The sequence below is a fragment of the Mycobacterium sp. 852002-51057_SCH5723018 genome (assembly GCF_001667035.1).
Classification (GTDB): Bacteria; Actinomycetota; Actinomycetes; order Mycobacteriales; family Mycobacteriaceae; genus Mycobacterium.
Genome location: NZ_LZIR01000075.1, coordinates 72,750 through 92,705, shown reverse-complemented (window position 1 = coordinate 92,705; position 19,956 = coordinate 72,750). Strand labels below are relative to the sequence as shown.

21 protein-coding genes are annotated in these 19,956 nt (G+C 65.6%); 11 read left to right on the top strand and 10 right to left on the bottom strand.

Annotation, left to right across the window (positions count from 1 at the left end; all coding sequences use genetic code 11):
- Nucleotides 1-109: 109 nt before the first annotated feature.
- A complete protein-coding gene (locus A5764_RS15850) occupies nt 110-934 on the bottom strand; it encodes a ketosteroid isomerase family protein (protein ID WP_067114456.1) in 825 nt (274 codons plus the stop codon).
- Nucleotides 934-1,494 carry a pyrazinamidase PncA gene (gene pncA, locus A5764_RS15845; protein WP_082951739.1) on the bottom strand — a complete coding sequence of 187 codons (561 nt, stop codon included), beginning with the start codon at nt 1,492-1,494 and terminating at the stop codon, nt 934-936. The genes A5764_RS15850 and pncA overlap by 1 nt, the downstream gene beginning before the upstream one ends.
- Before the next feature lie 120 nt (nt 1,495-1,614).
- Between pncA and A5764_RS15840 the strand changes: the two genes are divergently transcribed.
- Nucleotides 1,615-2,622: a DoxX family protein gene (locus A5764_RS15840; RefSeq protein ID WP_067114454.1), complete on the top strand. Its 1,008-nt coding sequence runs from the start codon at nt 1,615-1,617 to the stop codon at nt 2,620-2,622.
- On the opposite strand, the gene A5764_RS15835 is transcribed toward A5764_RS15840, so the two are convergent.
- From A5764_RS15835 to A5764_RS15825, 3 genes are read right to left on the bottom strand one after another with little or no spacing between them, the layout of a single operon-like run.
- The gene (locus A5764_RS15835) at nt 2,591-3,079 is read right to left on the bottom strand and encodes a gluconokinase (RefSeq protein WP_197501466.1); all 489 of its coding nucleotides are present in this window, start codon (nt 3,077-3,079) and stop codon (nt 2,591-2,593) included. The two genes, A5764_RS15840 and A5764_RS15835, sit on opposite strands and share 32 nt — an antisense overlap.
- A gap of 29 nt (nt 3,080-3,108) precedes the next feature.
- On the bottom strand, nt 3,109-5,106 hold the full coding sequence (locus tag A5764_RS15830) for a phosphotransferase (protein ID WP_067114452.1): 1,998 nt from the start codon (nt 5,104-5,106) through the stop codon (nt 3,109-3,111).
- 18 nt (nt 5,107-5,124) lie between these two features.
- Nucleotides 5,125-6,642 (bottom strand): carboxylesterase/lipase family protein, encoded by a 1,518-nt coding sequence (locus tag A5764_RS15825; RefSeq protein ID WP_067114451.1) that lies wholly within the window; start codon nt 6,640-6,642, stop codon nt 5,125-5,127.
- Nucleotides 6,643-6,722: 80 nt separating this feature from the next.
- Here A5764_RS15825 and A5764_RS15820 point away from each other — a divergent pair, with 80 nt between their 5' ends.
- Nucleotides 6,723-7,430 carry a hypothetical protein gene (locus A5764_RS15820; RefSeq protein WP_067114450.1) on the top strand — a complete coding sequence of 236 codons (708 nt, stop codon included), beginning with the start codon at nt 6,723-6,725 and terminating at the stop codon, nt 7,428-7,430.
- A gap of 69 nt (nt 7,431-7,499) precedes the next feature.
- Nucleotides 7,500-8,312 (top strand): hypothetical protein, encoded by an 813-nt coding sequence (locus tag A5764_RS15815; protein ID WP_067114449.1) that lies wholly within the window; start codon nt 7,500-7,502, stop codon nt 8,310-8,312.
- A gap of 19 nt (nt 8,313-8,331) precedes the next feature.
- On the opposite strand, the gene A5764_RS15810 is transcribed toward A5764_RS15815, so the two are convergent.
- Nucleotides 8,332-9,555, bottom strand: a complete 1,224-nt coding sequence (locus A5764_RS15810; protein WP_067114448.1) for a cytochrome P450 — start codon at nt 9,553-9,555, stop codon at nt 8,332-8,334.
- A gap of 93 nt (nt 9,556-9,648) precedes the next feature.
- Here A5764_RS15810 and A5764_RS15805 point away from each other — a divergent pair, with 93 nt between their 5' ends.
- Entirely contained in the window at nt 9,649-10,278 is a 630-nt protein-coding gene (locus A5764_RS15805; RefSeq protein ID WP_067114447.1) for a TetR/AcrR family transcriptional regulator, read from the top strand.
- Nucleotides 10,279-10,283: 5 nt separating this feature from the next.
- On the opposite strand, the gene A5764_RS15800 is transcribed toward A5764_RS15805, so the two are convergent.
- The 3 genes from A5764_RS15800 to A5764_RS15790 are packed head-to-tail and all read right to left on the bottom strand — an operon-like array spanning nt 10,284 to nt 13,042.
- Entirely contained in the window at nt 10,284-11,102 is an 819-nt protein-coding gene (locus A5764_RS15800; RefSeq protein ID WP_067114446.1) for a mycofactocin-coupled SDR family oxidoreductase, read from the bottom strand.
- 15 nt (nt 11,103-11,117) lie between these two features.
- Entirely contained in the window at nt 11,118-12,200 is a 1,083-nt protein-coding gene (locus A5764_RS15795; protein WP_067114445.1) for a dihydrodipicolinate reductase, read from the bottom strand.
- Between the two features lie 53 nt (nt 12,201-12,253).
- The gene (locus A5764_RS15790; protein ID WP_067114444.1) at nt 12,254-13,042 is read right to left on the bottom strand and encodes an SDR family NAD(P)-dependent oxidoreductase; all 789 of its coding nucleotides are present in this window, start codon (nt 13,040-13,042) and stop codon (nt 12,254-12,256) included.
- Nucleotides 13,043-13,254: 212 nt separating this feature from the next.
- Here A5764_RS15790 and A5764_RS15785 point away from each other — a divergent pair, with 212 nt between their 5' ends.
- The gene (locus tag A5764_RS15785) at nt 13,255-13,854 is read left to right on the top strand and encodes a TetR/AcrR family transcriptional regulator (RefSeq protein ID WP_067114443.1); all 600 of its coding nucleotides are present in this window, start codon (nt 13,255-13,257) and stop codon (nt 13,852-13,854) included.
- Here the strand turns inward: A5764_RS15785 and A5764_RS15780 are convergent.
- Nucleotides 13,851-14,951: a dihydrodipicolinate reductase gene (locus tag A5764_RS15780; protein WP_067114442.1), complete on the bottom strand. Its 1,101-nt coding sequence runs from the start codon at nt 14,949-14,951 to the stop codon at nt 13,851-13,853. The two genes, A5764_RS15785 and A5764_RS15780, sit on opposite strands and share 4 nt — an antisense overlap.
- A 343-nt stretch (nt 14,952-15,294) precedes the next feature.
- On the opposite strand from A5764_RS15780, the gene A5764_RS15775 reads away from it, so the two are divergent.
- From A5764_RS15775 to A5764_RS15755, 6 genes are all read left to right on the top strand, one after another.
- On the top strand, nt 15,295-16,038 hold the full coding sequence (locus A5764_RS15775) for a hypothetical protein (RefSeq protein WP_369807329.1): 744 nt from the start codon (nt 15,295-15,297) through the stop codon (nt 16,036-16,038).
- 217 nt (nt 16,039-16,255) lie between these two features.
- Nucleotides 16,256-17,797 carry a nitric oxide reductase activation protein NorD gene (locus tag A5764_RS15770; protein WP_067114441.1) on the top strand — a complete coding sequence of 514 codons (1,542 nt, stop codon included), beginning with the start codon at nt 16,256-16,258 and terminating at the stop codon, nt 17,795-17,797.
- Nucleotides 17,798-17,819: 22 nt separating this feature from the next.
- Complete coding sequence (locus A5764_RS15765) at nt 17,820-18,632, top strand: CbbQ/NirQ/NorQ/GpvN family protein (RefSeq protein ID WP_067114440.1); 813 nt, start codon at nt 17,820-17,822, stop codon at nt 18,630-18,632.
- A gap of 15 nt (nt 18,633-18,647) precedes the next feature.
- Nucleotides 18,648-18,776 (top strand): hypothetical protein, encoded by a 129-nt coding sequence (locus tag A5764_RS29700; protein ID WP_255361089.1) that lies wholly within the window; start codon nt 18,648-18,650, stop codon nt 18,774-18,776.
- The gene (locus A5764_RS15760) at nt 18,773-19,498 is read left to right on the top strand and encodes a hypothetical protein (protein ID WP_067114439.1); all 726 of its coding nucleotides are present in this window, start codon (nt 18,773-18,775) and stop codon (nt 19,496-19,498) included. Before A5764_RS29700 ends, A5764_RS15760 begins: the two co-directional genes overlap by 4 nt.
- Before the next feature lie 13 nt (nt 19,499-19,511).
- Nucleotides 19,512-19,955 (top strand): hypothetical protein, encoded by a 444-nt coding sequence (locus A5764_RS15755; RefSeq protein ID WP_067114438.1) that lies wholly within the window; start codon nt 19,512-19,514, stop codon nt 19,953-19,955.
- Nucleotide 19,956 lies beyond the last annotated feature (1 nt).

The window sequence follows — 19,956 nt, the reverse complement described above, 5'->3', positions numbered from 1 at the left end:
GTCGCCTCCCTTCAGGGACAGCTATTTCTACGGCACTATCGCGCGCAAGGCAATACATCGCAGGATGCGATCTGGCAAATTTGCCGACACCCGTGCGGCGGCGCCACCGTCAGGCCGGAAAATACCGGATTCGGTTGAGGGCGTTTCCCCGCCGCGTCCCATCGACGAACATGATGGCGCGCCCGCGCGCCGAGTTCAGCGAAACCGCCACAGTGGGGCCCGCGCCGATCATCTTGGTGCAGCCGGCCCCGTTGAGTTGCTCGACGAGGTCGGTGGCGTCGAGCGGGTCGTCGTCGCCCAAAGTTATTGGGCCGCTTGATGATAGCCGCTGAAGGGCGGTCGGCTTGTCGCCCCGGGCGGCGGCTTCGAGGAACGTCTGCAACACCCTCTTGTGCCGCGCACCGACCCGCCGAAAGCCGGTCATGAAGCCGGCCGTCCCCGGCAATCCCTGATTGGTCAACAACCCCCGTGACAGCTGAAGGGCGGGTGAGGCAGCCCGCAATCCGGTACGCAGGAACTGCAGCATCATCGCCGGCAACTCCCAATAGGCCCGCAATTGGGCAATTCGCCAGTGCCCGTTGGCTTCTCGAAGGCCTCCTGGAAGGTCTTCGCGAAGGCCATAGCGTAGGACCGCCGGGATGTGCATCGTGACCGCCGAACCCATCGTCACCTCGAGTACGAGGTCGCGCAGGACGACGGGGCCGAACACGATGTCGAGATCGCGGTGGAACTTGATGTCACGAGGACCGATGAAGGTGTCGTAGAAATGGCCGATCTGCGTGTGCCCCACGTGCGGACGCGATCCCACCGGGTCTTCGACGCTGCCGTCGGCGGTGAACAGCCCGACCCATCCTTCGCGGTCATGGGCGGCGGCCGCCTGCGGCGAGCGCTCCACCGCGGCCAGCAGCTGACCGCGATCCAGCGGCAACGCCATCAGGGGGCGCCGACCAGCTCGATGCCGGCGGTCCGCATCTCCGCCAGCGCCTCGCCGGCCGATTCCTGCGACACGGCCGCCGTCAGTCCCACCAGCACCCTTGTCGTCAAGCCGGCGCGCGCGGCGTCCTGCGCGGTCCGCCGGACGCAATGGTCGGTGGCGATGCCGACGACGTCGACCTCGTCGACCCCGCGCCCGCGCAACCACTCGAGCAGCGGGGTGCCGTTCTCGTCGACGCCCTCGAAGCCGCTGTAGGCCGCGGCGTAGTCGCCCTTGCGGAAGACCGCGTCGACCCGGCTGGTGTCGAGGTCGGGATGCAGCTCAACGCCTGGAGTTCCCGCCACGCAGTGCGGGGGCCAGGTCGACGAATAATCCGGACGGTCGGAGAAATGGTCGCCCGGGTCGACGTGGAAGTCCTCGGTTGCCACGACGTGGTCGTAGCCGGCGTTGCCCGCCAGGTAGGCGTTGAGGGCTGAAGCCAGCCGCGCGCCGCCCCTTACCGGCAGCGAGCCACCCTCACAGAAGTCGTTTTGCACGTCGACGATGATCAACGCCCGCACGCGCTCCACCCTATCGCGGCCGAGCAACCACCAGGGCTGCGAGCTGCGCCTTCAGCTGGACCTTTCACACTCCCGGTGGCCGACGGTTTGTTCGCCGGTCGGTCGGGTAATCCAGCTGCCATGTTGATCCGCAGAATCGCAAGGCCCCTGTTGTCGGCGGTGTTCATCGGCCAAGGAATCGACTCGATGCTCAATCCCAAGCCCGCTGCGGAAGCCGCGGCGCCGACGGTCGACGGCCTTCGGGCGTTGCCGGATCCGGTCGGCAGCAGCATCCCCAGCGACCCCCAGACGTTCGCTCAGATCAACGCGGCGGTACAGATCGGTGGCGGCTTGCTGCTCGCCACCGGCAAAGCGCCCCGCATCGCCTCGGCGGCGCTCGCCTTCACGGTGCTGCCGGCCAATCTGGGGGCGCACATGTTCTGGAGCGAGAGCGACCCGCAGGTCAAGGCCCAGAAACGCAAGGAGTTTCTGACCGACCTGAGCCTGCTGGGTGGCCTGATGATCGCGTCGGCCGATACGGCTGGCAAGCCGTCACTGGGATGGCGGAGCCGACGGGCGGCGGAGCGGCTGTCCGAGCGGGTGTCCTCGGCGCTGCCCGGCTCCGCAGAGTCCCCCGCGGCGTTCGACGCCGACCTCGGCGAGCTCGGGGAAAAGATCGTGCACGGCCTGCAGCTCGGCGCCGAACGCGGCCGCGAACTGGCCAGCACCGCCGCCGAAAAGAGCGCACCCTACGCCGAGGCCGCCCTCGAACGCGGACGCGAACTCGCCAGCACCGCCGCGGAAAGGGGCGCGCCTTACGCCGAGGCCGCCCTGGAGCGCGGCCGCGAACTGGCCGGCACCGCGGCCGAACGCAGCGCACCGCTGGCCAAGAAGGCGCGCAAGCGTGGCGAAGAACTGGCCAGCACGGCGGCCGAGCGCAGCGCACCGCTGGCGAAGAAGGCGCGCAAGCGTGGCGAGGAGTTGGCGGACACGGCTCGCGAGCGCGCGGAGGAGCTCGCCGAGATCGCGCGGCTGCGTGGCAGCCACCTCGCCGACACGGCCGTCGCGCGCGGCAGCGAGCTGGCCGACGCCGCCCGCGAACGGGTGGGCGACGGGGTCAAGACTCGTCGTCGCCGCCGCCCCTGGTAATCGCCAGAAACCTGCCGATGATCGCCTCGACGTCGTCGGAGGCGTCCACGGTGGCACCGGCCTCGTCGGCGCCGAGCGGTTCCAGCGCGTCGAATTGCGATCGCAGCAGCGCGGCCGGCATGAAATGGCCGGATCTGGCGGCCAGCCTGCCGGCGATGAGTTCCGGTGACCCGCTGAGATGCAAGAACCCGACGCGCGGGCAGTGCGCCCGCAGCTGCTCGCGGTATCGGCGTTTGAGCGCCGAACACGTCGCTACGCCACCGTCGGGGTGCCCGGCCAACCATTCACCGACCCTCTCCAGCCACGGGTAGCGGTCGTCGTCGCGCAGCGGCTCGCCGGCGGTCATCTTGGCGATGTTGCCCGGCGGGTGCATCGTGTCGGCGTCGACGAAGGGCACCCGCAGCCGTCGTGCGAGCGCCGCCCCCACCGTCGACTTGCCCGATCCGGAAACACCCATCACCACGATGGGTGACCGCGCGGCGCCTATTAGGCGAGGTTGCGGTTCCATTCGATCCAACCAACGCCGCTGCGCCCATCGGCCGTGCTGATGCTGACCCACACGCGCGGGAACTGGCTCACTCGCCCGTCGGCGGCGGTCAGGCGTACCGGGGCCTGCCCGCGCACCTCGACATCGGCGGTGAGCCCGCCGGGCTCGAGCTGCAAGGTCGCGTTCAACGGTAAACCGTTGGCGCCGAAGGATTCCCGCGAGGTAACGGTCTGCAGATCGCTCACGTTGCCGCCGGCGTCCTGAAGGTAACCGATGCTGAAGGTCGGTGCCCCCGGGATGCGGATGTTGACGCCGTGCAGGTGGGTGCCGTCGTCTAGGTGCAGCGCGCTCCATATCCAGTCCATGCTCCACCAGTCGCGCACGCCCCAGGAGTGGTCACGCTGGCCGGGAACCGAGTCGACCTGGTAGCTGGCGTCGCCAACGGTGATGTTTCCCGAGACGCTGCAAGGGATTTCGTAACGCGTCGTCAGACGGTACTTATAGGGCGTGCCATCGGTGGCCCACACCAGATTCATCGTCATCTCGACGGGGGTGCCCGGCTCCCCGCGTAACAAAGCCGAGGGGTCCTGGTAAGCCTGCGCTCGGGCACGCAGGTCGACCCGGTAGGCCTGTAGCGGGGCGGTCGCGGAGTGGCCCACCTCGAAGTCTTCGGTGCGCAGAACCCACGGGTCGGCCGGCAGCGAAACCTCGGAATCGATGACGGCCACGGTCGGCATCTCGGGTCCGCACAGCAGCGCGTGGACCCATGCCTTCTGCTGGTTGGCGATCAGGCCGATGCGGAACCAGCCACCCAATCCCTGTGCGGGATCGACGAAGTCGGCGTACCAGCTCTCGCTCCACAGCGGCTCGGCCGTCGGGGGGTGCGCGAGTTCGTCGTCCTCCGACGGCCGCAGGGGTTCGGGTGCCGCGGCGGCCGGTAGCGTCGCCAACGCGTCGGTGTCCAGCACGTGGTCGCAGTTTCGCTGCAGCATCGTCATGAACATCCGGTCGCCGCGATCGGTGCGCTCCACCAGCATCGAGGAGACGATCGCCATCATCACGCCGAAAGAGCTTTGCCGGCGTACTCCTTCGGTGACCTCGACGAGGCTGATGGGCGCCTCGGGTCCAAGCGCCTCGTGGTAGGCGCGCAGCAATTCGCCGTAGCGCTCGCGCCGATCTTGCGTCCGCAGCGCGCAGCCCAGGAAGTACGACAGGTCGGTGAGCGCCGGTCCCGACGAAACGGTCTGCCAATCAACCACGGTCAGCGGGCGGTCGGCTCCGGCGGTGCCGAACAGCATGTTGTCCAAACGGTAGTCGCCGTGTACCAGGCCCTGGATGCTATCCGGCTCGGCCTCCTGGGCCGTGTAGCCGTCGAACGCGCCGACCAGGCATTCGCACACGACGCGGTGCTCGGGCGCGATCTGCTCCCCGTACCGTTCGATGAAGCCGGCGTAAAGCGAGGAGATCATCGCTTGGTTGAGCGGCGTCTCGCGGTTGAGCCACGGCGCCTCGGCGAGCGCGGCGTCGCCGAGCAGCGGACCGTGCAGCCTTCCTAGCTCGGCGACGCCCAGGCTCGCCTGTTCGCTTGTAGCGCCAGCGATTTCGTCGCCCACGACCGCGGGCCCGGCGTCGCCGAGCAACAGGTCGAACACGCCGGTCGAGGTGTCGATCGCGGCGTGATAGCACGGCGCGATCGGGCCGCCCAGGCCCGGCGCGATGTCGCCGTAGAAGCGGACCTCACGCTCATACAGACCCAGGGCCAGCCCCGTCTGCCGGCTGACCGGGTCGGTGGCGGCGACCTTGAGCACCACCGACTCCGGCCCTTTGGTGCCGGCGTCGGCGTAGTTGAGCCGGATGCGGTAGCACTCGCTCATCTGGCCGGTGCCGATGCGCTCCACGGTGAAGTCGGCGATGGGTCCGGCGCCGATCGCCGCGGCCAACCAGGGCGCCGTGAGGTCAGTGGGGCGCTCGATGACTTGCTCGGTGTCGGCGTGCATGAGGGTCAGCGTGCCAGGTCACTGCGCCAATGAGAAGCCGTCCCATGCCATCCGGCGGTGCGGGTGCGGATCGAACTCGACTCGGGTCTTGCGGTCGAAAACCATCACGGCGCGGTCGGTGGGGGTGTAGACCGGCCAGTCGTCCCCCGGCGACCCGGTGCGACTGAAGGTCCGCCACCGCCGTTGCACCTGGTTGCTGACCCGCAACGCGGCGCCCCGATCGGCGGCGGCGGTCAGCAGCGCGCCGAACCTGGTGCGATAGACGTCGAAGACGGCCAGCAACTCGGTGGCGTGCGTCGCGCCCAGACCCGACCAGCGCAAGGTCCGCGGGGCGAAGTCGTACCGGTAGAGGTAGGTGGGCGCATGGCTGCCGTGGGCCTCGGCGATCTGCCAGGCCGCCGAGCTGAACGCGAAGTCGCCGCCGAGCTGGATGCATGCCGCCGGCGCGGGGTAATCCGGGTAGGCGGCGGTGATGCGTTCGCGGGCAGCCGGTTCCGTGTCGGCCAACAGCTCTTCGATCATCGATTGGTTAGTCGGCAGCATCTTGAGGAATCGGGTGAACAACCGGCCCTCTTCGGCGTTGGTGCCCACGATGAGCGGCACCCGGTGCGCCCGCCCGGACCGCATGGCCTCGACGGGGTCGATGGGCAGGACGTCGTCGCCGGTGACCGGGCCGATCGGGAAGGCGCCCAACCTGTTCTCCATGCCCTGGTCGATCAGCGCGTGTTGGGTCTCCACCAGCTGCGCCGCCGACGCCTGCATCAGCGCATCGGCGGCGTCCTCGCTGCGCGCGCCGAGCAGCCGGGCGAACCGGTTCGCGAATTCGTCGGCAATCTCCTTGGGCCGCACGAGGCCCGACGCGGGGCTTTCCGAGATCGCCTGGGCGAACAGCCCGTTGGCGGCGGGCACGGCCAACAACGTGGCCGTGATGCAGGCGCCCGCGCTTTCCCCGAAGATGGTGACGTTGTCGGGGTCGCCGCCGAATTCGGCGATGTTGTCTTTCACCCAGCGCAACGCCATCACCAGGTCGCGCAGGTACAGGTTGCTATCGATGGGGATGTCCGGCGTCGACAGCGACGACAGGTCCAGACATCCCAGCGCACCCAGCCGGTAGTTGACCGATACGTACACGCAACCGCGGCGGGCCAGCGCCGCACCGTCGTACAGCGGCGTAGCCGAGCTGCCCAGGATGTAGCCGCCGCCATGCATGAAGACCATGACCGGCAACGGTTCGCCCTTGCTGTCCAAGGGGGCGGCCTCGGGGCTGACGACGTTGAGGGCGAGGCAGTCCTCGCTCATGGGCTGGTAGCGGCCGACCCCGAGCATGGTGTAGCGGCGCTGCTGCGGCGCGCAGTTGCCGACGCTGTGGCAGTGCCGCACACCCGACCACGGCAACGGCGGCTGCGGCGCCCGGAATCGCAGGCGCCCCACCGGCGGCCGGGCATAGGGAATGGATCGCCAGCGGTGGACGCCGTCGCGGGTGAAACCTTCGACAGTGCCGACGGTCGTGCGGGCGCGGACGGTGCGCTGATGCATAACTGTGACGGTAGCCGACACCGGGGCCAGAACGACACCAGTGCGCACGTGGCGGCCGGCGTGGCGGTTAGCCTGGCGGGATGCGGATCGCCGCGCTCGTCGCCGTGTCGTTGCTCGCTGGCGGGCTCGTGGGCGGCTGCTCGCACGCGGGGGGTGGCCAGTCGGCGCAGTCACCGACCTCGCAGCCCGCTGGAACTTCAGCCACCACCTCCCCACCGCCGACGGGAACGTCGGCCGGCAAACCACCGGCACCTTCGGCCGCGCCGGGTGCCGGCGCGCCGATCTCCGACGTGATCACGTGGATCGAGGCAGGTCATCCCGCGAATCCGGGCCTCTATCACGCGGCGACCCGCGACGGCGGGACCACCCAGCTCGGCAGCGACTTCGCGTTGACGGCCAGTGCCGGCAAAGTTTCCTGCATGACCGATGCCAAACACACGGCCGGCGCGCTAGCGTGCCTGGTGCAGCTGACCAGCCCCCCGCCCCGCCCCGACACCGCCTACGGCGGATGGCAGGGCGGCTGGGTCGACTACGACGGGACCAACCTGCAGGTGGGGTCGTCGCGCGCGGATCCCGGCCCGTTCGTCTATGGCAACGGACCCGACCTGGCGAACGGGGATTCGTTGTCGTTCGGCGACTACCGTTGCCGCGCCGATCAAGCGGGCCTGTTCTGCGTGAACTACGCCCACCAGTCGGCGGTTCGGTTCGCCGGCGCCGGGGTCCAGCCGTTCGGCTGCCTGCGGTCGGTGCCGCCGCCGGATGGCGTCGGAATCGCGTTCAGCTGCTGATGTGTCGCGGCGCGGGCAAGTGGCGCTCGATTCACCACACCGGCGGTTCCGGCGTGCGACTATTTGCCGATGGACGCCGACGATCCCGAAAAGCGCATCGCTGAGCTGGAACGCCAGCTCGCCGAGCAGAAGCGCATCGCCGAGCTGGAACGTCAACTGGCCGAGGCCAAGGCGGCGCGCCAGAGCCAGGACGCGGGGCAGGGCGCCGACGAGCGCGCACGCCGGTACGCGGAGTCGTTGTGGGAGGGTTTGCGCTCTGGTGGACCGGTGGGCTCGGCCGGGCCTGCCGAAGCCGAGATGGCTGCGCACCGCGAGGCTTTCATGAGCGCCGCCGCCCAGGCGGGTCTGTCGCAGGAACAGATCGACAACATCTTCAAACACGGCCACGCGACCTTCAGGGTGGGGCACTCGGTCGTGTATTCGGGGCAAGGCGCCGCGACGGACTACGGCGCGCCCGCCGGCATGGGGGCCCAACCCGGCTTTTCGCAGCAGGTCGGCTCGAAGCGACAGGTCGCGTCCGGGCGCCGACGGCCGTGGGGCATGCGCGGGTGGCCCGATCGCATCGGGGCGATCGTTGGAGCTATTGGCATCTGCGTCGGAGCCGCCGCGTCGCTGACCGCAACGATGCCGGCCAGCGCGCTGTGGACGGGCCCCTTTGTCTGCGATAGCGGGTACCAGCTGGCGTATAACACCTCGAGCTACAGCTACAAACCGGGCCAGTCGGGCACCAGCGTGGACTTCGAATGCGTCGGCGCCACCGGCTCGTACGACGCCAGCTGGTTCGCGATCGACGCTTTCCAGACGTTGCTGGTCGCCGGGGTTTTAGGCGTCGCCGTGGCGATCGGTTATGTAATCTGGCGCAGCTTCCGCAAGCCCGAATGACCGTCGGCTTGGGTTGTATTCACCAGCTGACGGCGAGTTCTTTCATCCCGTAGATGTCGGAGTCTTTGAATTTCAGCTCATCGGGAGGTACCGCCAACTTCAGTCCGGGCAGCCGCCGCGCCAGGGTGGCGAATGCGACCTGCATTTCGACCCGGGCGAGGTTCTGCCCGATGCATTGGTGAACGCCGTAGCCAAAGCCCAAGTGCCCGCGGGTGTTTCGATCGATATCAAAAGTCTCCGGGTCCTCGACGAAGTCGCTGTCCCAATTTCCGGCGGGCAGGTTCATCATGACGAATTCCCCGGCGCGGATCAGTTGCCCGCCGATTGTGAGGTCTTCGGTCGCCACGCGATCGACCTGGCTGTGCACGATGGTGAGATAGCGCATCAGCTCCTCGACGATGTTCGCGACGACGGCGCGATCGTCGGTTTGGCCGAGCCTTGCATAGGTGTCGGGATGCTGCAGCAGCGCAACCGTTCCCAGCGAAATCATGTTGGCGGTGGTCTCGTGTCCGGCCTGCATCATGATCACACTCGTCATGGCCGTGGTCGCGTGATCCAGCTGCCCGATCGCCACGTATTCGGTGACGAGCCGGCTGATCAGGTCGTCGCCAGGATCGCGCTCTTTGCGCTGCACCAACTCCTCGATGTAGGCGTACATTTCACCAAACGCACGCCCCTTCTCCTCGTCGGAGGTTCGGGTGTCCAGCCCAGCACTGGTCTGGCGCTGGAAGAGCCCGAGGTCTTCGGGCGGCACCCCCAGCAGCAGCGCGATCACCATTGACGGCACCGGCAAGCCGAAGTCACGCACCAGGTCGGCCGGTGGGCAGTTGCTGATCATCTCGTCGAGATAGTGGTCGACCAGCTCCTGGATCTGCGGCCGCATCGCTTCGCAACGCCTGAAGGTGAAGTTGCTGGTCAGCATCCGCCGCAACCGATGATGCTCGGGATCGTCAGTCCGCGCGAACATCACCGGGACGTTGTGGTCCGCGTCGGTCGGCATGATTGCCTCCGGAATGGTCTTGGCGGACAGGCGCGGATCCACCAGCGCCGCTCTGATGTCCCGGTAGCGACTCACCACCCAGGCCGGTTGTCCGTGGAACATCGCCCGTCGTAGTCCGGGCTCTTCGCGCCAGTTCGCGAACTCGGCCGGGGGCGCAAGCGGGCAGTGCGCGGCTCGCGGGAGGGGCAGCACAGGAAGCTCTGTGTCAGGGCGGCATGCGGAAGTCTCGAAAGATGTTGACATAACCGTCGTTTCCTATTAAGTGGCAGATGGCTGTCAGTTATAGAGCGTAGAGGTACGGCTTGTTGGCAGTCAACTGTCAGTTAGGCTGTCACGATGAGCGTGGTTGCAGACCGGCCGTTGCGGGCGGACGCGGCGCGCAACGTCGAGCGGATACTGCGCGCGGCGCGGGATGTCTACGGCGAGTTCGGGCCCGATGCACCGATAGAGGCGGTCGCGCGCCGTGCGGGCGTCGGGGAGCGAACCCTCTACCGCAGGTTCCCGACAAAAGCCGAACTGGTCCGGGCCGCCCTGGATCAAAGCATCGCCGAGGATCTCACGCCGGTGATCGACAGTGCCCGCCGCACCGACGACCCGCTACGCGGTCTCACCGAACTGATTGAAGCGGCGATCTCGCTGGGGGCCCGCGAACACAACCTGCTGTCCGCCGCGCACCGGGCCGGGTCGCTCACCTCCGACATCTCGGTTTCACTCAACGAGGCGCTCGACGACCTGGTCCGCGAAGGTCAGCGGGTCGGCCGGATCCGTAGCGACCTCGTCGCCGATGACCTGCCTCGACTGGTCGCGATGCTGTATAGCGTGCTGTCAACGATGGACGCGCACAGCGATGGCTGGCGACGCTACGTCGCCCTCGTCGTGGATGCGATATCGACCATTGAACGACAGCCGTTGCCTCCGGCCGCTGCCTTGCGTTACACCATGGAGCCGAATAGCTGGCCGCTGTAAGCGGTTTAGTTGATGGTCACCCCTGCATCGACCTTGAACTGCAGCCCCGTCACATATCTCGCCTCGTCCGATAGCAAGAACAGCACCGCGTTGCTGACGTCGGCGGGCTCGACGGCCGGCGTGGGCATCGCGTTGACAAAGATCGGGATCAGGTCGGACCGTTGCTCACCCAGGAGGGGTCCGAACGACGGCGGAACCATGCCGGTGGGCACACCGGTGGGAAGCACGGTGTTGACGCGCACGTTCTGTGCGGCCAGTTCGTTGGCCAAAGCCAAAGTCAGGCCGACGACGCCATACTTCGCCGCCGTGTAGGGCGTCTGCAGCGGAAAGCCTTTAATGGCACCGGCCGAGCTGACGTTCACCAGGCTGCCGCCTCCCTGGTCGAGCAGATGGGGAATCGCGGCCGCGCAGGTGTTCCACACTCCGATGAGGTTCACGTCAACCACGGTGCGCCACTGATCGCCAGTTGTCCTGTCCCATGGCGCCACGGTTAGCACACCGGCGTTGGCCACCGCACCATCCAGACCACCCAGCTCGCCGGCCCCTTCGTCGACAGCCGCGCGCAGCTGTTCCTCGTCGCGGACGTCGACGACGTAGCTCAGGCAGCGGCGGCCGAAATCGCTGACCATTTTCACCGTTTCGTCGAGCTCTTCCTTTGTGGCCATGGGGTATTCGACCTGCGGCAGGGACTGGCATATGTCGACCAGGATGAGGTCAGCCCCTTCCTCGGCAAGCCGCAGCGCGTGGCTGCGTCCCATACCGCGGGCCGCGCCGGTGATCAGTACACGTTTACCGGCAACGCGTCCCGACGGCGAGGTCGTCATGTCTTGTGGGTGCACCTAACGCTCGTTCCATATCAGGCCGCGCATCGTGGCGGATTGGGGAATGTCCTCCACGGAGATCAGCCCTCTGGGCGCACGGCACACCCAGTCGATCGCATTGACCGCCCGGGCCGCAGTCGAAATACAGCCGGCCTCAGTGGAATCAAAAAGGGGATGGGAGACGTGTGTGTTGATTTCCACCCGCGGTTCACCCTCCACGACAACACGGTGTACACCGGTGTGACCCTCGGGTGGGAATTCCCAGTCGGGCGCTGCCGCCTGAGTGAGCCTGGTGACGTGTTCGAGGGTGATGACCGGTTTGCCGTCGCGGACGCCCTCGGTGGCGAACCGGACCGCCGCCATCTGGCCGGGGTGGACCGTCATCATCGTGCAGTCAATGCGCTCGGGCGTGAACCAGCGTTCGGTGCGCTGGCGAACCTCGTCGAGTTTGATGTCGAGGTTGTCCGCAAGACTACGCACCTGACCGCCCCACATCGACACGATTACCCCGGGCAGGAACATCATCGCCGGGTCATCGTCGGCGGTAGTTCCGAATCCCATTGCAGCGCCGGTAAACTCGGCGTCATCGTAGTTTCCGTAGTCGAAGATCTCCTGCACGGTGATCGACGAAACGCGGGTAGTCAGGCTGACCGCCGAGTGCACCAATGTGTCGCCGGAGAAGCCCGGGTCGATGCCGTTGACGTAAAGCGAGGCGTTGCCTGCCGCGCAGGCGCGCTCCAAAGGCACCCGCAGCCAGTCTTCGGCGTGGTGGGGTGTGACGAGCCAGACCATCGATGTGCCGACGACGTTGGTGCCCACCGCGAGAAATGTGGCCATCTGCTCAATGGCCTCCATCGGCCGGGTCTCCCCTTGAGACGTGTACACGACGGCGTCGGCGCCGAGTCCCACCAGCGCCTCGACGTCGTCGGTGGCCACGATGCCGGTCGGTTCGTCAAGGCCGCAAAGCTGCGCCGCATCCCGACCGATCTTTTCGGCGCTGGCGGCATGGACCCCAACCAGCTCAAGATCTGGCCTTCCGATGATGGCGCGCAACGAATGCCGGCCTACGTTGCCGGTGGAGAATTGGATCACTCTGCGCATCGGTGCCCTCGCCCTTCTCGGATCGGTTTTGCCAAGAGTAAGCCGGGTCCAGGTCAGTAGTCGGGTATGGGCAGCGGCGAATTGTTCGAGTCGATGCCGCCGTCGACGTGGAAAGTCGCGTTGGTCGCGTAACAGTCGCGCGTGCACAGATACACCGCGAGCCGTCCGAGATCCTCGACATCGCCGAGGCGATGCAGCGGCGTGGCCTCTTTCATCTTCTCCAAAGATCCCGGCATCAAGTCCAGACTGCCCCGCAGACCATCTGTGGCGAACGAACCGAGCGCGATGGCGTTGACGCGGATCTTCGGTGCGAGTTCTTGCGCCATGGCGCGGGTGAGCGCCTCGAGGCCACCCTTGGCGACGCAATAGGCGGTCAGCGCTCGAATGCCGAAGCGGGCTGAGCCCGACGAGATGTTGATGATGGAACCGTTTCCGGCGCTGAGCATGTGCGGGGCGACGAGTTGACTCATGATGAACGCGGAGGTCACACACCAGTCGAAAGTGTGGCGGAAATCTTCGTCGGTGATGTCCAGAAACCGCGCGTACGTGGAGCCGCCGACATTGTTGACGAGAATGTCGATTCGGCCGAAACGCTCCATGGCCGTGTTCACGACGCGCTCGCCGTCCGGACGACTCATGGCGTCCGCGACGAGCGCAAGACCCTTACCGCCCAGCCGCTCGACGTCCTCGATTGACTTAACGATCTCGGATTCGGTGCGTGCGGTGCCGACAACCGTGGCGCCCGCCTCCGCCAACACTCGAGCAATGCCCGCCCCGACACCACGCCCGGCGCCCGTGACGATCGCGACCTGTCCATCCAGCCGGAACTGTTCCAACGCCATGCCGGACTCCTTCGATCGTGCGCGGCGTGTGCGCCGTTCAATCTATGAACGTTGCTGACTAAAGTCAATGAACGTGCTGGCCAGATATCCGTAGCTTCGGGGATGGTCCAACAATGATCAAGCTATGCAAGCCTTTCTGGCCGGGACACGGCATACTGGCCTAGTTAGCCTCGAAGCTCTTTGCATGAGTCACGTCAACGGTGAGGAAAGAAATGGCTGTGGCGGACCGGCTGTCGGCGCGAGAAGCGAAGCGCCTGCAGACGAGGGAGCGATTGATGGGCGCCGCCATCGCGGAGTTCGCCCGCGGTGGGATGGCCGAGGCCGACATCGGTGCCATCGTGGCTGCGGCGGGAGTCGCCCACGGGACCTTCTTTTTCCACTTCCCCACCAAGGAGCATGTGCTGCTGGAATTGGAGCGCCGCGAAGAGAACCGCATAGCCAAGCAGTTCGCGCAATTCGTGAAGTCCAAGCACGATCTCGTTTCCGCGTTGAACGAGGCGGTCCGCTTGGTGGTCGGATTGGAGCGCCGACTGGGCGACCAGCTCTTCAATGACTTTCTGGCGCTGCACTTCTCCCAAACTCGTCCGCAGACCGAAGACGGCGGGGATCACCCTTTGATCGTCTTGGTCGCCCAGCAAATAGCGCAAGCTCAAGAACGCGGCGAGGCGGACCGGCACGTCAATCCGATGAACAGTGCGGTTTTCTTCTTGCTGGGTCTCTACGCCCTATTGGTCACCACCAATCATTGGCCGACCGGCCACACCCTGCTCGAAGACTACGTCGCAAGGACATTGCGAAGCTTGCAGCCTTAACGGACCACGCCGAGCAACGGCACCAACCCGAGCTCCTTGTGTGTCAGGAACCCCGGCGCAGCCTCACACACGGCCGGAACGGTGTTCGCCGGCCCCATCGCAGTCCAGGTGTAGCCGGGCTTGGGGTAATTGCCCTGCGGATCCGCCGGCGCCTGCAGGATCAGCTCGGTGGGTTCATCGCCCTCGATCACGATGCGGTAGTGATAGTGTCCGCCCCAATCCGGTTGCGGCTCAATGGCATCGTATTCATCCATGGTGTACATCTCGTGGAAGGTGATGAGGGGCTTGTCGTCGACCCACGTCGTCCACTTGTGATGCTGCGAGGCGACGGTGCCTTTCTTGATCGTGCCCTTGAAGCCCGGCATGTCGCTGGAAGGCCCTCCTTCGTAGGGGATGTCGCGAGTCGCCCTTCCCAGCTCGACGTCCGTCGTGTATTTGTCGACCGTCTTGCCGAAGCCGTCGACCACCATGGCCATTGATTGGGCGAACAGCGGCCAGGCGTTGCCGAGCAGGTTCGGGCCGGCCATGAACTCTTCGGGGTCGCTCCCCATCCCCATCTCGTGCAGGTACTTCAGAGTGTCCTTGCCGAAATTCACCACCTCGTAGATGTGGATGGCGTCGATTCGGCTGACGATCCGGGCCAGCGTCAGGACAAGCAGGTCTCCCGCGAATCCGGGGTTGACCCCACCCGCGTGGAACGACGTTCCGCCCTCGTGGCAGGCCGCGTCGATCTTATCGATGTCCGCGTTGCTGTGTTCGGTTCGGTACCACCACGCCCCGCCCGAGGCGACCACGTTCTTCCTGCCACGCAGCAGGCGGCAGACCTCGTCGGGGTCGGACCACAGCGGCGCGTAGAACACGCAATCGGCGTCAAGGGCTTCGATGGCCGCCTTGTCGGTAGTAGCGAGCACACCGATCGGTGCCGTACCGACGAGCTCGCCGGCATCTTTGCCCACCTTCTCCGGGCGGTTACAGAGCACACCGACCACCTCGAAGGCAGGGTTATGGGCGAAATGGCGGAGCGCTACCGTCCCGACATTGCCGATGCCCCACTGGATGACTCGATACTTCTTCTCGGCCGGCGGCTTCGGCGTCATTGCGGCTCCTTTGCATGCACCGACTGCGCGATGACCAATTCTTCGCCGACGGCACACCGGGCCGGAACGGATGAGCGCTCGCTGAGCGTAGGCATCCCGTGAACGGTGTGTCAACGATGGATAACTGACTTTTGTCAGTAGGATGGTCGCGGTGGTGCGCACCAAGCGCGAGGGAGTCATGCACCATTCCTGGCGTTGTGCCACGCAATATCAGCGTGATGCGGCGCTCCGCAGCTGGTGCGCCACAACTTTGCCAGCCCGTTCCGCAGGCACTTTTTCTGACTAAGGTCAGCTGTTATAGTGCACGAGCCGATCCAATCAGCGCCGATGACTGGGAGGGCTCGTGAATCTGCCGAAGCTGCACCAGCGCGATGCGGGCATTGGCGCAGCCGACCTGCCAACGGGCTCTGCCCCACCGAGCCTGACAATCGACGAGCACATGGAACGGTCGCAACTCGCGCAGCGAAGCGCCGACAAATGGCTTATCTCCGGCAGTCTCCTGATCGGCACCGCGGCCCTAGGCATCTTCGGGTTGCCGCTTTTTCTTTGGGGAGTTCGGTTGCTGCGCCGGGCCCAGCGTGATGGCCTGTCCGTTCGGCCGATACTGGTCACCTTGCTCGGTTATCTCGTCATCATCGACGCCGCCATCAACACCGTCGGATGGGCGCTTGACCTGGTAGCGAACCACACGCTGCTGGCTCGCGTGCTGCTCAACGGGTGGGGCAACATGTTCGATGCCGGCTACTTCTGGCACTACAACGAGCTGTGGGTCGGCGGCGCGGCCGGCCCCGGCGAAAAAGCCTGGGAGGTCGGCCTCATCCTGACCGTCTTCACCATGCGCATTGCCGCGGCCATCGGGTTCCTGCAGATGAAACGCTGGGGCCATCAGTGGATGGTCGTCACCTGTTGGATGGGCGTGGTGATCTGGATCGGCTACGTCTTCAACATGACAATGTTCGCCGACGTGCGCTTCGCAGGCGTCGTGCTGCCGGTCGTCGGTTGGTGGCTCTACGACATCTTCTACATCACCCCGTTCCTTGCCATCCCCTATCTACACACTGTCAACCGCGAGCTCTTCTCCGACTGAACCCAGTTGTCACAAGGTAGTTTTCGAGAACTCAGCATGCATCACATGACTACGTCACCGAGGAGGCCAAATCATGGGCTATCTGTGGGAGATCCTTCGCTATGTCGCCGCGTGGGGCGGCACCGGGCTGATCATCTGGTTCTGGTATTGGCTCTTCTCCAACATCGGCACGTTCTGAAAAGCAGGATGAGCAGCAGGACCACGCGGTTTTCAACCAATGGCTGACCGTACCGATGCTCATGCGACGGCGCTTGAACGGAGTTGCTCCGTGACGGCGGTTGCGCTCAGCGAGCAGCGTCGCGAAGGCGCCCGGCTCGTCACCGGCGATCGGCGCGGCTTCGGTGTGAACGCAGCGCTCACGTTCGTCCATGTCCCCTACCCCGCCCCCGATCTATCCACGTTCGACTGGACGCGCAGAGCCCTGACATGCGGTGTGGCCCTGCAATGTTCGCCATCAAAAGAACGCATAACCGGATATCGATTGAACGAGCTATCCGCTCGCGAACTGCGTGCGCTCATGCTCGTCGAGGCCGGTGTCGCCATCGGCTGGATAGCATCGCGGTGGCCGGGCCTGTTGCCCGAAGTTCGACGGCTACTCCCGGACATCCACGCCGAAGCCGCTGACATGGCAGGCGCGGAGCTGCTTAACCGTGCAATCGCGTTGGCGGCCACCGGCCACGCACTGACGGTCCATCCGCTGCTGGGCACCTTGCCGCTGGCGTACACCACACCGCAGGGACTCGCCGACAAGTTGCGACGCAGCTTTGGCCGGATGCCGTGGACTACAACGCAGAAACGACTTCCACGGCCGTACTCGGTTCCCGTCGGCGGCGATGGGGGCGTCCGCAATCCCAACCTGCCGCCGCCGAGCCGGCCCCAGGACAGCGATTCCGACGTTGCACCCGAACACCGGCCCGGGATTCCCTATCCCGAGTGGAACATGTGGACGCAGCGATTCATCCGGGACCACGTCGCCGTTGTCGAGCATGCCGACTGCTGGCGCACCCGCCGTCCGGTGCCGGTGTCCGTCGATGTGCGCAAGTGGTTCGAAGAACATACCCATCGCGCGATGACAAACCGCCAAGAAGACGGCTGCGATCTCGATGTCGACCAATACGTCAATCACTACATCGACCTGACGGCGGGCGAGGCCAAGGAGCCGAGGGTATTTCGCGACTTGCTGCCCAGCAACCGCGACGTCACCACGGCGTTGCTGCTCGACGGAAGTTCGTCGTTGGGGGTACACGGCGGTCGAATTTTCCAGCTGGAACTGGCATGTGCCGATGCGTTATCGCGTGCTATGACGGTGGCGCGCGAGCGTCATGGTGTTTTCATTTTTACCGGCAACACTCGTCATCGGGTCGAAGTGCGGTGTCTGAAGGACTTCGAGGATCGCCGGCTCGTGTCGCCGAGCGGGCTGGGCCTGTCCACCCGCGGATACACCAGACTCGGTGCGCCGCTTCGCCATTTGACGGGCCGACTGCTGGCGCAGCCCTCCGAGCGACGCCTGCTGATCGTCATCGGTGACGGGCTTATCTCCGATGAAGGATACGAAGGCCGTTACGCCTGGGCCGACGCCGCGCACGCCGTCGAGGAGGCCAACGAGGCCGGTGTCTCGATCTACTACGTGGGCGTCGGACCGACCCGAGTCGATCCCCTTCCCGAGGTTTTCGGACCTCGCCGGTCCCAGCGAATCCGGCGCCTAGAGGAGCTGCCGCGGGTATTGGCTCACGTCCATCGCGAACTGGTCGCCGTCTGAATGCCGACCATCTGAGGAAGAAATGACCACCGACACATACTTCGCAATCGGCAACGAGGTTCAGCTGTTCGAGCAGGCCTTTCACCGCCGTATCCCGGTGATGCTCACGGGTCCCACCGGGTGCGGCAAGACACGATTCGTCGAGCACATGGGCTCACTGTTGCAACGGCCCGTGGTCACCGTCAGTTGCCACGACGATCTCACCAGCGCGGATCTCGTCGGCCGCTTCATGGTGACCGGCGGCGATGTGGTGTGGACCGATGGCCCGCTGACCCGGGCCGTCAAGGCCGGGGCGATCTGCTACCTCGATGAAGTCGTCGAGGCGCGCCACGACTCGTTGGCGATCCTGCATTCGCTCACCGATCACCGACGGTCGCTGTACCTCGACCGTGCCGGCGAGGTGGTGAAAGCACCCGAGACGTTCATGCTGGTTTGTTCGTACAACCCGGCCTACCGCAGTTCGCTCAAGGAGCTCAAACCCTCTTTCCGCCAGCGGTTTGTCACCCTCGCGATGCGGTATCTGCCGCCCGACCGCGAGGCCGAAGTGATCGTCGCCGAATCCGGAGTTCCCCTGGCCACCGCCCGGCGGCTGGTCGGGTGCGCGGTCGCGATCCGCACTGCCGACGAAGCCTTTCATTTCGAGCCGCCGTCGACGCGGGTGCTGGTCACGGCCGCTCAGTTGATCGCCGCCGGCGCAACCGAATTGGATGCGGCCGATGCGTGCATACTCGCGCCGCTGAGTACCGACGGCGCCGTCACCGACGGTCTACGTGAAGTCGCGGCGGCCAGCCTGGCCGCCCCGAACGCATTGGACGCCTCGAGCAGTTCGCCCTAGAAAGGAGCAACCGGCATGGACCGACAGGAGCAGAAGCGTAAGAGGGCGCTCATCGTCTTCCAAATATTCATCTACGGCTACCTACTGGTGATGTTCGGCATCCAGCTCTACATGTCGTTCGCCCGGGGGTGGTGGGATCTGTGAACCTTCCTCTGCTCAAACGGCATTCGGCGGGAGCGTCGGCCCGCACCGACGGGTCGGTCGGCCTCGAGGATCACCACGACGAATCCCGCCAAGCTCAGCGCCGCGCCGATAAGTGGATGATCGCCGGCGCCGCCCTGATGGGCATGTGGGCTCCCGGGCTGATCGGGTTCCCCATTTTCATGCGGGGGGTGTGGCTGCAGCGCAATGCACTGCGCGCCGGCTTGTCGGTGCGGCCCATGATCGTGACTTTGATCGGATATCTCGTCCTGATCGACGGGATGCTCAACAGTCTGGGCTGGGCCCTGGACCTCGTCGCCAACCACACGTTGATCAACCGCGTGCTGATGGTCGGGTGGGGCAACATGTTCGACGCCGGCTATTTCTGGCATTACAACGAGCTTTGGATCGGTGGAGCGGCCGGGCCGGGCGAGAAAGCCTATGTGGCGGGCTTGATCCTCACGGTTTTCTCGATGCGGGTGGCCGCGGCAATCGGATTCTTGCAGATGAAGCGGTGGGGTCATCAATGGATGGTCGTCACCTGCTGGATGGGCGTGGTGATCTGGTCGGCATATGTGTTCAACATGACCATGTTCGCCGACGTGCGCTACGCCGGAGTTGTATTCCCAGTCGTCGGCTGGTGGCTCTACGACATCTTCTACATCACCCCGTTCCTCGCCATCCCGTATCTGCACACCGTCAATCGCGAAATCTTCTCCGACTAGAAGGAGCAGGGCCATGACTAGTCCTTCTGCACCGTCAACCACCGAAGACAAAGACCCGACCGCCGATCTCGAACCGGGGACAACGCCGTACTACGCGCGGATGCACAAATGGATCAAACGGGCCGTTCTGGTGTGCCTCGTCGCCCTGGTCATCGAAGGCGCATTCACCCTGCCTTTCATGGCGGTTTACTACGGTTACCCCACACTCAGCCTCACCGAAATCTGCAGTGAGCTGCTGAAGATTCGATACTCGAACGACACGTTGGAGTGCAAGTACCCGTACCCGCCGTTCGGACCGCCAGAGGGCGCCGAAGGCAAGGCCACCGCGCAGGACGTATGGGGAATCCAGCCGATACCCAAATATCATCGCCTCGGGTTCCGCGAACTCGTCCGGATTCACAACGAGCGGCTCGCCCGGAAGGCTGCCGCGCAGCAACACCCGGCGCCGCACCCATAAA